At 57.1% G+C, this 13282-nt stretch carries 14 protein-coding genes; 3 read left to right on the top strand and 11 right to left on the bottom strand.

Annotated features, from left to right (window positions below):
- From Q0M74_RS09210 to Q0M74_RS09165, 10 genes are all read right to left on the bottom strand, one after another.
- On the bottom strand, positions 1-182 hold a 182-nt coding region (locus Q0M74_RS09210), incomplete at its 3' end, for an AAA family ATPase (protein ID WP_293953658.1).
- A 14-nt stretch (positions 183-196) separates the two neighbouring features.
- The gene (locus Q0M74_RS09205) at positions 197-481 is read right to left on the bottom strand and encodes an acylphosphatase (protein ID WP_293953656.1); all 285 of its coding nucleotides are present in this window, start codon (positions 479-481) and stop codon (positions 197-199) included.
- A 94-nt stretch (positions 482-575) separates the two neighbouring features.
- Positions 576-1373: a hypothetical protein gene (locus tag Q0M74_RS09200; RefSeq protein WP_293953654.1), complete on the bottom strand. Its 798-nt coding sequence runs from the start codon at positions 1371-1373 to the stop codon at positions 576-578.
- Positions 1374-1485: 112 nt separating this feature from the next.
- Positions 1486-2937, bottom strand: coding sequence for a sodium:alanine symporter family protein (locus Q0M74_RS09195; RefSeq protein ID WP_293953653.1), 1452 nt, complete (start codon positions 2935-2937; stop codon positions 1486-1488).
- 93 nt (positions 2938-3030) lie between these two features.
- Positions 3031-3594, bottom strand: a complete 564-nt coding sequence (locus Q0M74_RS09190; protein WP_293953651.1) for a DUF6434 domain-containing protein — start codon at positions 3592-3594, stop codon at positions 3031-3033.
- Positions 3595-3886: 292 nt separating this feature from the next.
- Entirely contained in the window at positions 3887-4345 is a 459-nt protein-coding gene (locus Q0M74_RS09185) for a hypothetical protein (RefSeq protein WP_293953649.1), read from the bottom strand.
- A gap of 79 nt (positions 4346-4424) precedes the next feature.
- Positions 4425-5282: a bifunctional DNA-formamidopyrimidine glycosylase/DNA-(apurinic or apyrimidinic site) lyase gene (gene mutM / locus Q0M74_RS09180; RefSeq protein WP_293953647.1), complete on the bottom strand. Its 858-nt coding sequence runs from the start codon at positions 5280-5282 to the stop codon at positions 4425-4427.
- Positions 5266-6018, bottom strand: a complete 753-nt coding sequence (rnc, locus tag Q0M74_RS09175) for a ribonuclease III (RefSeq protein WP_293953645.1) — start codon at positions 6016-6018, stop codon at positions 5266-5268. The genes mutM and rnc overlap by 17 nt, the downstream gene beginning before the upstream one ends.
- Complete coding sequence (locus Q0M74_RS09170) at positions 6015-6554, bottom strand: DUF177 domain-containing protein (RefSeq protein WP_293953643.1); 540 nt, start codon at positions 6552-6554, stop codon at positions 6015-6017. The genes rnc and Q0M74_RS09170 overlap by 4 nt, the downstream gene beginning before the upstream one ends.
- A 166-nt stretch (positions 6555-6720) precedes the next feature.
- Positions 6721-7485: a DivIVA domain-containing protein gene (locus tag Q0M74_RS09165; protein WP_293953641.1), complete on the bottom strand. Its 765-nt coding sequence runs from the start codon at positions 7483-7485 to the stop codon at positions 6721-6723.
- A gap of 236 nt (positions 7486-7721) precedes the next feature.
- Here Q0M74_RS09165 and Q0M74_RS09160 point away from each other — a divergent pair, with 236 nt between their 5' ends.
- A complete protein-coding gene (locus Q0M74_RS09160; RefSeq protein ID WP_293953639.1) occupies positions 7722-9377 on the top strand; it encodes an ATP-binding cassette domain-containing protein in 1656 nt (551 codons plus the stop codon).
- Positions 9374-10900 (top strand): ABC transporter ATP-binding protein, encoded by a 1527-nt coding sequence (locus Q0M74_RS09155; protein WP_293953636.1) that lies wholly within the window; start codon positions 9374-9376, stop codon positions 10898-10900. Before Q0M74_RS09160 ends, Q0M74_RS09155 begins: the two co-directional genes overlap by 4 nt.
- An 86-nt stretch (positions 10901-10986) precedes the next feature.
- On the opposite strand, the gene gdhA is transcribed toward Q0M74_RS09155, so the two are convergent.
- Positions 10987-12330 carry an NADP-specific glutamate dehydrogenase gene (gene gdhA / locus Q0M74_RS09150; RefSeq protein ID WP_293953634.1) on the bottom strand — a complete coding sequence of 448 codons (1344 nt, stop codon included), beginning with the start codon at positions 12328-12330 and terminating at the stop codon, positions 10987-10989.
- Positions 12331-12904: 574 nt separating this feature from the next.
- On the opposite strand from gdhA, the gene Q0M74_RS09145 reads away from it, so the two are divergent.
- Positions 12905-13282: glycerate kinase (locus Q0M74_RS09145; protein ID WP_293953632.1), on the top strand; the 378-nt coding region annotated here is incomplete at its 3' end.

The following is a 13282-nucleotide window of genomic DNA, read 5'->3' as shown; positions in this document are numbered from 1 at the left end:
ATCTTGCCGCCACGGAGAGTTTTTGCTGAGCCTTCACCCATGACCCAGGCGAGTGCGTCCACAACATTGGACTTGCCGGACCCATTGGGACCGACCACGGCACAGATGCCTGGTTCAAATTTCAGGGTGGTGGCAGAAGCGAAGGACTTGAATCCCTTGAGCGTCAATGATTTCAGATACATATCGGCTTAAGAGCTTAGCGTTCAATAAAGCCCTCAACGCCGCGCGGCTCGCCCCACTGATCAATAACCGTGGAAACTTCTCCCACACGCTTGTGTTTGCTGGGTTGTTCACTCAGGCGTCCCAGCAATTCCTGGCATGTGTTCACCGGCCCTTCAGCAACCACACATACCCGACCATCATCAAGATTGGTGGCAGAGCCGTTCAGTCCCAGCTCCAGAGCCTGGGATCTGGTCCACCACCTAAACCCCACTCCTTGGACATGTCCGTGGACAAAAGCGGTCAGTCGTGTAGTTTCCATCTCTCCTGATTACCTTCCGGTTGGGCTGGCAGATAGTCATCCCCAGGGTACGTAGCGCAGGCGGACTGGCTCCGCAGGTTTCCTTCTACTGTTCTCAGGACCGTTTCTCATCGAGGTATTCATCAACATAACGGCGGACCAAGGCTCGAATATCGTCGTGGTCAATCCCGGCAGCCCGAAGCTTCTCCTGCGCACTGCCGGTGTCCACCACGGGGATGTTTTCCCGCGAGGAGTCCGCACGTATGGAACGTCGTTGAACGAAAGCTCCGATCACAATGATTACGGCTCCCGTCATAGCCAGGATTACGATGCCTGCTTCCAAGCGCTCAATCTGGTGGAAGATGTTCCAACGGTGACGACTGTCCATGATCAACACGGCTCCGATGAGCAATGAGATCAGGGTGAAGACAATCGTGCCCCAGTAGATTCCCTGCAGCACCGGCTGGTCCATGATCCACCGGTAGGCAAGGGACAACAGCCCCAATCCGAGCAAACCCACGCAGATCATGTGTGCTGCCACCTCCAGGTCCTGTTCAATTCCGAACCAAGGGTTCCACCCGGTACTGGGATCACCCCACCTGTACTCTCCACTGCTCTGCCATTGCGGAATGAAGGGAAGATAGCGGGGAAATACATTGGCCAGGCCGAGCACAAAGGTGATGCCAATGACTGTCCAGGTGGTCAGACGCAGCCAGAGGTGCTGGGCTGCAAAGGAAATCACGATGTAGAGCAGTACCACAAACACACGCCAGACGATGTCAAAGGCGATGGAATCATTAAAACCAAAGGTCGCGATGAACGCCATGGTCACACCGGTGGCAGACAACAGCCCGATGAACACCCAGAAGCGGATTCTGGCTGGATCCCTGTGTTTTTCCATACCTTCCATCATTCTCTGATTCCTTGGCAAAGGGAAGCCTCCTGTGCCTTTATGAAAACAGAAAATGGTGTCTGAGGAGGAACTATCCTGCCCAGAACACCATTTCCATGTCTGTGTTGGTTAATTACGGCTTACGCACGGTGATGGGATCAGATCCATCCCAGCACTCCATGCCATCCCAACCACGGATCCCCTTGATCTCCTCATCATCACGGTGGAATACCGGGTTCAGGCCTGCCTTACGCTGGCGAGTGTAGTTGCGCAGCACAGCAAGTGCTACACCGGTCAGCGGGACCACGGCGATGAGGTTGGTGATCGCCATCAAACCAGAGAACACATCCGCCAGGGCCCAGACCAGTGGGACGGAACCAATCGCTCCACCCAGCACGCAGAGGGTCACCAGGACGCGGAATACCTGTAGATAGATGCGGTTTTTGGTGAGGAATTCAATGTTGGACTCACCGTAGTAGTAGTTACCGATCACTGAGGAGAACGCCAGGAAGATAATGACCACGGTGAGGAAGTGGATGCCCCACTCACCAACAGAGCTGGCCAGTGCATTCTGGGTCAGTTCCATGCCCCCTTCGGAGGCATACAGATCAGGTTTGGCAAGCAGGATGATGAAGGCGGTGATGCTACAGACGATCAGGGTGTCGAAGTACACACCCAGGGACTGGATCAGGCCCTGCTTGGCGGGGTGGGAAACAGAAGCAGTTGCAGCGGCGTTGGGAACAGAGCCCATGCCGGCCTCATTGGAGAACAGTCCCCTTCGGATGCCCTGCATGATCACGGTGCCCAGTGCTGCACCGGTGAACTCCCTGAAGCCGAAGGCGTGGGTGACAATCGAGGTGAACATCGCAGGTACTTCACCGATGTTGATGATGACCACGACGATACCGACGAAGATGTAGAGCACAGCCATCACAGGAACAACAACCTGGGTGACCTTGGCAATACGCTGCACGCCACCGAAAACGATGACGGCCGTCAGTGCTGCCAGGATAAAGCCAACAATCCACTTGGTGGTGTTGCCGTCTGTGCCGAAGGAGTTGACCACTGCTGCGGAGATGGAGTTGGACTGGACCGCGTTGAACACGAAGCCATAGGTGACAGAGATCAGCACGGCGAAGATCACTGCCAGCCACCGCCAGTTCAGCGCCTTAGTCATGTAGTAGGCCGGACCACCACGGTAGGAATCTTTGTCACGGACCTTGTACACCTGGGCCAGGGTTGATTCCACAAAGCTTGTGGCACCACCGACAATGGCCATCATCCACATCCAGAACACGGCTCCCGGACCACCCACTGCGACAGCGATGGCGACACCGGCAACGTTGCCAGTACCCACGCGCGAGGCTGCGGAGATGGTGAAGGCCTTGAAGGCTGAGATACCTTTTTGTCCCTCAGAAATGTCAGAGGGCTTTTCGACGATAGCCTTGAACATATCCGGGATGTACCTGACCTGCACCAGAAACGTGGTGGCACAGAACCAGATACCCGATCCGACCAGGACGACGATGACGACCAGCCAGAGTTTGTCATTTACTGCGGTAACAGCATTGAGAAGGGATTCCATAAGAAAAACTTACCGCACACATATAGTGCGATGAAACACAGTTTGGCAACGATTGCAGAAGATCTGTTTTCAGAGATTTTCCAACATCTGGGGTCAGACACGTCCCCGCTGGTCAACAGGAGTATCACGATAATCTTCCCATGCTTCAAGCAGTGCTTCGCGGGTGCCGTGTGAGTGTGCCTGATACCAGCTACGGGTGAAGCGGTTGTACTCAAACTGCGCATCAATACTTTTAATAGTGTCACCCCGGGTCAAGTACCAATGTTCCACAGCTTCTCGCATGGTTCTGGTGCCATCCGAGTTGAAAAAGAACTCACGCATCGCAACATCAAAATGAAAAGTACTTCCCACCTGCGAGGTCATCCACGCGCGTATCAGCTGACTACAGCGCTGCCCGGCCGGAATGATGGTTTCATGTGAGAGTTCACCCTGGAGTTGGTGCCCTCTCCCCTTGCCTGTGGGCGCGGGCTCCTGGAAGGATCGGCCACCGAGTGTGGCTGCAATCCGAGAAGTCAACAGATCCTTATTTCCAGTGGTCCGGGCTCCCACACCACGAGCAAAATCCACAAGCTCATCCTTAAGCCAGTACCAGCGTAGGAATTCTTCTTCACCCAGCTCCGAGGAGAGCTCAGGGCGGACAGGTTTCTCGGTGAACACCAAAGGAATCTTAGCGCTTGGGTTGGTGTCTTAAGAAGAAATGACTTCCCCTCACCACGCTCCAGTCATTATTTGAAAAGGCACAATAAATCGACGTCACCTGTCGCCAAGCACAGCAGACACACGCCTCATGAGCTCCCGGGGCAAGGTATTGGGAAGAGTGTCTACAGTACCCAGAGGCAGCCCTGACGCATCGATGACATCAGTGGGTCAGCAGCAAGTCTTATGAACCTTCTTGGGTGCGCGGGTGAAATCAGTGTTGGCGTGTATACGCACCACGAAGATAGTCACCTCACTGTGTTCTACATACAGCAGCTGCCCAAGGTGTTTTGCCGTTGAGTTCCAGGTTTCTCCCCTCACGGATCAACTCACCGGCTGGTGCACATTCCGCGATAGAAAGCGTTACCGCCGACCCAGTGATTTCAATGGCTTCAGCCTCGGTGTCAGCGACAGCCTCCAGCTGGACAAGTAGAACAACAAAGGTCATGGTCAAGGCGCCATTTGCAGCCCACCACGATCCTGAAAACGCCTTGGTCCCGGTGCGTCTGCCGATGGTTTCATCCCACACGAGGGTGGCACCTGGAATGTCGAGCCGATCGACATCAAGTAACTGAATGGTCTTCGCCAGCGCATCAGGAGCGGTCGTGAAATACAGTGCGTGTTCGACGATGCCTACGTCAGGGGCAATGAACCCCTCTATGTCAGCGCTTCCCGCATCAGCTCTGCGGATGCCTTCTGCCCGTCGAACCATGTTGCCACCCCTGCCCCCTGTCTGCACTACCCGGAAATTTCTGCCGAGAACAGCAGGCACAGGTGAAAAATAGGCGAACTCAGCGTTTACGCTGACACTGCGGGCAGAAATGGGTTCCGCGGTTGGCCAGGGTGGTACGGGTAATCGGGGTGCCACACCGAGGGCACGGTTCCCCACCGCGGCCATAGGCGTTGAGCGAAAGGGCGAAGTAGCCGGATTCCCCCTCAACGTTGACATAAAGGGCATCAAAACTGGTTCCACCCTGATCCAGGGCACGGGTCATCACAACAACACCAGATTCCAACAGCGCGATGATACGCTTCAGAGAAATCCTGCTGGCATTCTGGGCCGGGTGGATCTGGGCTTCCCAGAGCATCTCATCGGCATAAATATTGCCGATGCCAGAAACAATCTCCTGATTGAGGAGAAGGCGTTTAATCTCGGTGTTCTTGGCTTTGATCACCGCTGCCAAAGCTGGAATATCCAGGGAGTCTTCCAGAAGATCCGGAGCGATATGAGTAAGTTTGAGGGGGATGCCACCGACAAGCTCTCCCAGCCACCAGTAACCGAAGGTACGCTGATCCACGAACCAGACCTCATTGCCGTCGTCAAGCTCAGCCCGGGCACGCAGGTGCCGACTGGGCTCAGCATCAGGTGCTTTGACCAGCATCTGGCCACTCATACCGAGATGAACCAACAGGGCCAGACCCGTAGGACCCTGGTCCGCTGGCTCATCGAGTTCAAGCCAGAGGAACTTGCCACGTCGACGTGCTGCGCTGACAGTCAGACCTTCAAGGTTGGCTTCGATCTCGCGCCCACCGCCGAGTTGATTGCGGGCTGCTCGTGGATGGAAAACGGTGGCAGAGACAATCTTGCGTCCCACCATGTGACTGTCCAGTCCACGGCGGACCACCTCCACTTCAGGCAGTTCCGGCACGCTTCTCCTTGATCTTCTTGTAAGCCTGGCGGGCGGCTTCCTGCTCCGCCAACTTCTTGTTCGGACCGACTCCGTGGCCCATCTCCTCCCCATTGAGGGTGACGATGGCGGAGAACACCAGATCATGGTCCGGACCTTCGGAGGTGGACACATAATCAGCCATGGGCTTCTTACGCTGTGCCAGTTCCTCCTGCAGGGTGGTCTTCCAGTCCTGGTTGATTCCCTTAGCAGAAGCGTGGTTGAGCTTGTGGGCGAAAAGACGCAGCACCACATCCCGGGCCACCTCGAAGCCGTGCTGGCGGAAAATCGCACCCAGCAGGGCCTCGGTAGTGTCCGCGAGGATGGATTCCTTGCTTCGACCATCCGTCATCAGCTCACCCTTGCCCAGGAGAATGAAATCTCCCAGGCCGATCTCACGTGCAATATCGGCCAGGCCATAACGGCTGACGATGGAAGCACGCATCTTGGAGATATCAGACTCCGGGCTACTGGTGTAGAGCTCATAAAGACGGTTGGCCACAGACAGGCCGAGAACCGCATCGCCTAGGAACTCCAGGCGCTCATTGTTGGGGAGCATGCCGTTTTCATTGGCGAATGACCGGTGGGTCAGTGCCAGGATCAACAGGTCACGCTCAATATCCACGCCGAGACGTTCAAGAAGGAGAGCATGGTCGACCGCCTCGAATGCCGCGTTGAGGGCATCGACACCGGTCACACGGTTCTTCTTCCGGCTCACAGGAACTTCTCCAGGCCTGCCCAACGTGGATCTACCGCAGCTTCATCGGTGTCACCAGCCTCCTCCACCGAACCATCTGGCTCTGGGACTTCACTGTCATCGCAAGACTCAAAGCCCAGTTCCGTACAAATCGGATTGAAGGGCAGTTCAAGGCCTGCCTCATCGATGACTGCCTGGAGCAGGTCGATGGCATCCTGGTTGACCTTGGGCAGTTCATCCTCGTTCTCGTCAACTTCACCGGTGATGAAATCATCATCAACAGCAAAGACCTCGGAAACGTTCAGGCTGGTGTGAGGGGTCAACTCACGGAGGCAGCGGGAACACTGGCCCTTCAGCTGTGCCTGGATGGTGGCATTGACGGAGATTCCTCCGCCAAGCGGGATGAGATGGGCGTCCACGTCAACCGTGGTGCCCTCGGGGATAGCGATCATCTCAGGACCGATGCGGGCCGGACTGGGCCCTGATTTCCTGAGATTTTCTGGGAGACCGTTACCGCGCAGCAGTGCTGCGACATCAAATACAAAAGGAGAGTTCATGACCTGGGAGATCCTACCCGCACCCCGGATGACAGTGTGCATCACGGTATGCCATGTCTAGTGGCCGCGATGAACAACTGGTCACACGTGGGTCCGCTCGATTTTTCAACATTCACTAAGAAGGGTGGCTTATTGTCTTCAGCCTTAACCACCAAGGGCTGTTGTTCTAGTAGTCGCGTTCGTAGGAACGCGGTTCGCGTTCATAGTCACGGGCTGCAGGTGCTGCATCCCGGGGTTCACGTCCGGTCGCACCCGCCCCACGCCGCAAAGCGGTGCGGTCAGCGGAGACACTGCGCAGGGTGGTGGACAGACTGGTTTCAAATTCAGCCAGCTTGGAATCAACATACTCATCGCACTCATTGCGCAGCTTGTTGGAATCAGCATGTGCCCCGTCAATGATCCGGTGTGCCTCCTCATTGGAGCGACGCACGACCTCGGACTCACTGACCAGGCGGTCCTGCTCGGCCTGGCCTTCAGAAACAGCACGACGGTAGGAGTCATTTCCGGATTCAATCAGACGCTCTGCCTCTGCTTGCGCACGTTCGGTGAGGGAATCAGCTTCACGACGGGCATCTGTGACCGTGCGGTCAGCAGTGTCATTGGCCTTGGCCACCACAGAGTTTGCATGGTTGGTGGCATCGTCGATCATGGCGTCTGATTCCTCAGTGGCACGTAGCAGCAGATCGCGTGCTTCAATCTCAGCATCCTCTACGAGAAGGCGGGCTTTGTCCTCCGCTTCCCGGATCACGCCATCGCGGTGATCAAGCACATCCTGGGCATCATCAAGCTCCGCAGGGAGTGCATCACGCAGGTCATCCAGCAGCGCGAGCATATCCTGACGCGGGACAACACAGTTCGACGTCATCGGAACGCCATAGGCACGCTCGACATTATGGACCAGTGCATCAAGTGCCTCGAAGACTTTGTACATGCTGATAATAGTACGCTGTGACCTTCCATTTCGCTGTCACACCAGCTCATAGCACTATGTGAGGTATGTACGCTGCCGGGAATTATGAAGATTGGGGGTCTACGGCACTTTTCTCCCCCCAGGCCTTCTCGCAGCTGCTGACACCACAAGGATCTACAGTGCCCAGCTGTTACCGTGTCCACCCTGAGGGCTAGCCTGATCTGGACAAGGACTTCTTTTGAAAGGATGTGCGCATTGTGCGTTCCCTTCTTCGGGATACACCTCCCGTCGCATGGCTGATCACAGCACTGATCAGTGTGAGAACCGCAGTGATGGCGGTGATGGTCCTGGGGTTATCCGCGCTTATCAACAGCCAGCTGAACCCCGGCTCAACTGACGACCTCACCAGTTTCCTGGTGTTGGTCATCATCACCACGGTGGGTGCAGGCGGTCTGCTGGTTGTGGAGAATATCCTCCCGGGAAGGCTTCGGGTGAAGCAGGAAGCTGCATGGCGTCAGGAACTGGCACGGAAGAGTCTCACATTAGGCCCCGATACCTCCCGGGATGATGCCCAGGTGATCACCGAAGCCACTGACGCCACAGAAAAAGCTTCCACCTATACGGTGCTGTTTCTGGGCCCCTACTTCGCTGCGATGATCGTCCCACTGGTGGTGCTGTTCATTCTGGGAGCCGCGATCTCCTGGCCGGTTGCCGGTGCCCTGCTGGTCGGCATGTTCATCATCCCCTTCATTCTCGGGTGGGCAACACGGACGCTTAAAGGTGCCGGTGCCGGCTACGGACGCGCCTCTGGGCAGCTGGCCGGGGTGTTTTTGGAATCAGTACGCACCCTGGGTACCACGATGATTCTCAATGCCACTGGCACCCGGCACGCACGGATCAAGACCATGGCGGAGAGGATGCGCACCGAGGTGATGGGTCTGCTCTACCGGAATCAGTTGATGATTCTGGTGACCGATGGGGCTTTTGGTCTGGCTACCACCACGGTGGCGGCGGTGCTGGCCCTTGTTGGTCTGGGATCGGGCAGTCTGTCTGTGGGTGAGGCTCTGGCGATTGTGTTGTTGGCGCGGTTGCTCATTGATCCGGTGAATCGGATGGGACGTACTTTCTACACGGGTATGGCGGGCAGAATGTCGCTGAATACGATCCGGAAGGCTCTGGATACTGTCGGGGCGGTTGGTGGCTCTGACCATTTCTTCGACACCGATGACGGTAAACAGCACCGTGGTGTGTTGACCGTGTCCGGGCTTTCTGTGGCCCGGGGTGGCAACGAGATCATCCGGGATGTTTCCTTTGAGCTTCCTTTCGGTTCCCATCTGGCGATTGTGGGACCTAGTGGGGCTGGTAAATCCACCGTGGCTCTGGCCCTTGCGGGCCTGCATGGGTTTGGTGGCACGGTGAGCATTGACGGTCAGGTATGTGAGGAGGCTGATCTGCGTAGGTCGGTGGCCTATGTACCACAGGCCGCCACACTGTTTTCCGGCACGCTGGAAGATCATCTTGATCTTGCTGGCGAAGGGGTGGATCACTCCCACATCACGGAGGTTTTGGAAAGGGCTCAGCTCCCCCTGGAGCTACGCATCGGTGAAACTGGGCGTGGTGTCTCCGGTGGACAGGCGGCACGTATTTCTGTGGCACGTGGGCTGGTCAAGGGTGCCGGGATCATTGTGTTGGATGAGGCCACGGCAAATCTGGATGCAGAGAATGCAGCGTTGTTGAGAGAGACCGCCTGTGCCACCGGTGTCACTCTCATTGAGATCACCCACAGGCCGGTTGAGGCACTTGATGCGGATTTGGTGATGGTGCTGGAACATGGCCGGCTGCAGGCATGGGGTCCTCCGGAGTTGATTGCTCGTGAAGGATTTTTCGCGCGTGTGGTGGAGGAGGAACAATGATCACCAGACTTTTGCACACCGCCGCTCCGGTGTGGGGTTCACTCATCGCGTCCACTGCTCTGCGTTTGCTCAGCCAGTTGTCTGCAGCTGGATTAGTTCTCCTGCCGACGTGGGTATTCACCACCGGATCGGAATTGTCCCCCATCCAGCTTGGTCTGGTCATGGCGGTGCTTGCCTTGCTGGCTGCGGTCAGCCGTTGGGGCGAGCAGGTTTGTGGGCACAGAGCTGCCTTCACCCTGCTGGCACGCATGCGCGTGGAACTTTATGATGCACTTGTCCGTCAGGGAACTCCACAGATCTCCTCGGGAAGTGGTGCGGTGATGTCTGTGGCCACCCGGGACATCAACTCCATCGAGGTGTTCTTTGCGCACACCATCGGCCCCACCGTCACCGCGATTATCCTGAGTGTGGGTGCCACGCTGGCACTCTTCGCCTTGGATCCCACAGCTGGGGTCATTGGTGTGATCGGCATCCTCATCGGTTGGTTGATCCCCCTTACCGGGACCCGTCGTTCCGGCCCAGGTGAAGCAACCCTTCGCAGTTCCATCGCCCAGCATCTGTCTGAGGATGCCTCCGGGCGTCTGGAGATCCGTTCCCACCATGCTGCGGATAACCGCATGCGGCAGCTTGGTTTCCTGGAGGAGCATCTGGCACAGGCTGTCACTGACCAGGGCCTGCGTGTGGGACTGCGTCAGGGGGTGGCACTTGCCTGGCCCTGGATCGTGGCTGTCTTGATCTTGGTGAGCACCTCCAATGTGGTGGCGGCCGTGATCATCATTGTGACTGCCCCTGCCCTGGATGCGGTGGAGGGTTTTGCCCGTACCCTTCCCACCGCCCTGGATGGCGCCGGGCGTTTCTACGCACTCATCGATGCCCCCACCACCATCCCGGACTCCCCTGCTCCCATTGCACTGCCACCGGGCCCACTTGATGTGGTGTGGGACCAAGTCACCCTGGGACACAAAGAGCCGTTGTTCACCGATCTGACCCTGCGAATCAATGCGGGTGAGCATGTAGGACTGGTGGCACCCAGCGGTAAAGGTAAATCAACACTGGCCACCACCCTGGTAAGGCTTCTCGACGTCCAGGAAGGACGGGTGCTTCTGGGAGGTGTGGACATCCGTGAGATCTCCCTCTGGGATCTTCGTGACTCGGTCTGCTTTGTCGAACAGACCTCGACTCTCTTCCGTGGCACGGTGTTGGAGAACCTCCGGGTGGGTAACACTGAGCTGTCGGAGGATAAGGCATTGGCAGCGATGGAGGCGGCGTCGATAAGCGATGTGCCCTTGGGGACCAACGCCGCCACACTGTCCGGGGGACAGAAGCAACGCGTGTGCCTGGCGCGTGCCCTGGCACGTGACCCCCGGGTACTCATCCTGGATGAGGCCACCAGCCATCAGGATGCGATTAATCAGGCTGAGCTGTCCCAGACCTTGTCCGGGTTGCAGGACACCACCGTGATCATCATCGCCCATCGACAGGCTGCCCTGGCGGGAGTAGACCGGATTATTGACCTGGGCTGATCCCGATCGTTCACGCATAAAGGGCGACACCTCCACGGTTTTTGTGGAGGTGTCGCCCTTTTTTAAGATGACGTCAGTGCGGTGGGTTAGATGACACCCTGTGCCAGCATGGCATCAGCAACCTTCTTGAAGCCGGCAATGTTGGCTCCCACCACATAGTTCTTGGCGTGGCCGTATTCACGTGCAGTCTTATCACAGGAGGCGAAGATGTTCTTCATGATCCGGTGGAGACGCTCATCGGTGTATTCGAAGCTCCAGGAGTCACGGGAAGCGTTCTGCTGCATCTCCAGTGCGGAGGTAGCCACACCGCCGGCGTTGGCGGCCTTGCCCGGTCCGAAGAGGACGCCACGCTCGCGGAAGACCTCGATGGCCTCAGGGGTGGAAGGCATGTTGGCACCTTCAGCCACGAAGCGGCAACCGTTATCTGCCAGGGTGCGGGCGTTGTCACCATCAAGTTCATTCTGGGTGGCACACGGCAGGGCGATGTCTGCTGCCAGGTCCCAGATGGAGCCATCGGTGTGGTATTCCGCGCCTTCGACTTCTTCGGCGTAGAGGGAGACACGTGCGCGACGGACTTCCTTGATCTCGCGCAACTTCTCCACGTCAACACCGTTCGGGGTGGATACCCAACCACTGGAGTCAGAGAAACCAATGACCACGGCACCCAGTTCCTGTGCCTTCTGGATGGCGTAGGTGGCCACGTTTCCAGAGCCGGAGACGATGATTTTCTTGCCCTCGATGGTCTCACCCTCGGCCTTGATCATCTCCTGCACGAAGTAGACGGCACCGAAACCAGTGGCCTCAGTACGCACAAGGGAGCCACCCCAGGTCAGCCCCTTGCCGGTGAGAACACCGGACTCATGTTGATTTGCCAGACGACGGTACTGCCCAAAGAGGAAACCGACCTCACGGCCGCCAACGCCGATGTCCCCGGCGGGGACATCACGGTATTCACCGATGTGGCGATGCAGTTCGGTCATGAAGGACTGGCAGAAACGCATGATCTCGAGCTCAGACTTACCCTTGGGATCGAAGTCGGAACCGCCCTTGCCGCCGCCGATGGGAAGGCCGGTGAGGGAGTTCTTGAAGATCTGTTCAAAGCCGAGGAACTTAACGATGCCCAGGTTGACGGAAGGGTGGAAACGGATTCCGCCCTTGTACGGGCCGAGAGCGGAGTTGAACTGGACACGGAAACCACGGTTGACATGTACCTGACCATGATCATCAACCCATGGGACACGGAAGATCAGCTGGCGCTCAGGCTCACACAGACGCTGGATCAGACCGTAGTCAGCGTAATGCGGATCCTTCTCGAGGACGATCTTCAGAGATTCGAGAACCTCTGCCACAGCCTGGTGGAACTCTGGTTCTCCGGCGTTGCGCTTCAGCAGCATGTCGTAGTAGGTAGAGACCTGTTCATCTACAGTCATGAATTCAACGTTCCCATCTCGGCACTGCGGGCAGTTGAACTTTCGATGAAATTTCAGCTGCGCACTGGCACGGCTCGTAATACCTAACGGTTAATAGTTTTAAACCACGCGGACCCCAAAGAGCAACTCTTTAACATGAGAGTTGACTCACAGAAGGATAGGTGGCGGGCAAATGCTCACGTTTGATTATGTCAGCCGTACGCCGATATGACCACAAGCCAGACAAATTCTTAGCTTCTTCAGCATACTCTCCACAGAGCCTGCCGTATGCATGAGAAATATGTGGAGCTCTGACATTCAAAGGCAACACAGACCGAACCGGTGGCACAACTGGTCTTAATACCACCACCTCATAAGCATCCCACCGCCGCTCCACGCTGATGGGAAGATCACGCGGACCCTGACTCTGACAACCCAGCAGAAGCTCACCTGCCGCTCACCACTTCCCACACTTCCTCACCGTGACACTCACGGTGATTTCATGCAGCTCCCATTCCCATTTACTGGGTTCCCACTGATGACAGATAGAGTCACTGTGAGAAACCGCAAAACAGATCGAAAGGGTCGCCCTGCCATGCCGACTAATCCGACCATCATCGTCGCACCCGATTCCTTCAAGGGGACCGCCACCGCAGCCGAAGCTGCCACCTACCTGGCCGAGGGCGTCCGCGAAATCCTCCCCGATGCTGATATCACCCTGGCACCGATGGCTGACGGTGGCGAGGGAACCTCTGAAATCTTCGGCGGTGAGGTCATCACCCTGCCCACCACCAATGCGGCAGGTCGACTCACCGAGGCCAGCTACACCCTCGACCAGTCCACAAAGACCGCTTATATTGATGTCGCTGCAGCATCCGGACTTCCTGCGGTGGCTGATGATCCGGTGCCCACCACCGGCGACACCTACGGCACCGGCGTGCTCAGCGAGGACAAGCTGTCTGAGATCGTCAAC

This window comes from uncultured Corynebacterium sp., from assembly GCF_945649885.1.
Lineage (GTDB): Bacteria > Actinomycetota > Actinomycetes > Mycobacteriales > Mycobacteriaceae > Corynebacterium.
The sequence above is the reverse complement of the archived record's forward strand: the minus strand, read 5'-3'. Positions and strand labels throughout refer to the sequence as shown.

What these genes read in the sequence shown, in the direction of transcription:
- Q0M74_RS09205 (WP_293953656.1), bottom strand. Translation starts at nt 481, where the DNA reads ATGGAAACTACACGACTGACCGCTTTTGTCCACGGACATGTCCAAGGA.
- Q0M74_RS09200 (WP_293953654.1), bottom strand. Translation starts at nt 1,373, where the DNA reads ATGATGGAAGGTATGGAAAAACACAGGGATCCAGCCAGAATCCGCTTC.
- Q0M74_RS09195 (WP_293953653.1), bottom strand. Translation starts at nt 2,937, where the DNA reads ATGGAATCCCTTCTCAATGCTGTTACCGCAGTAAATGACAAACTCTGG.
- Q0M74_RS09185 (WP_293953649.1), bottom strand. Translation starts at nt 4,345, where the DNA reads ATGGTTCGACGGGCAGAAGGCATCCGCAGAGCTGATGCGGGAAGCGCT.
- Q0M74_RS09170 (WP_293953643.1), bottom strand. Translation starts at nt 6,554, where the DNA reads ATGAACTCTCCTTTTGTATTTGATGTCGCAGCACTGCTGCGCGGTAAC.
- Q0M74_RS09165 (WP_293953641.1), bottom strand. Translation starts at nt 7,485, where the DNA reads ATGTACAAAGTCTTCGAGGCACTTGATGCACTGGTCCATAATGTCGAG.
- Q0M74_RS09155 (WP_293953636.1), top strand. Translation starts at nt 9,374, where the DNA reads ATGATCACCAGACTTTTGCACACCGCCGCTCCGGTGTGGGGTTCACTC.
- gdhA (WP_293953634.1), bottom strand. Translation starts at nt 12,330, where the DNA reads ATGACTGTAGATGAACAGGTCTCTACCTACTACGACATGCTGCTGAAG.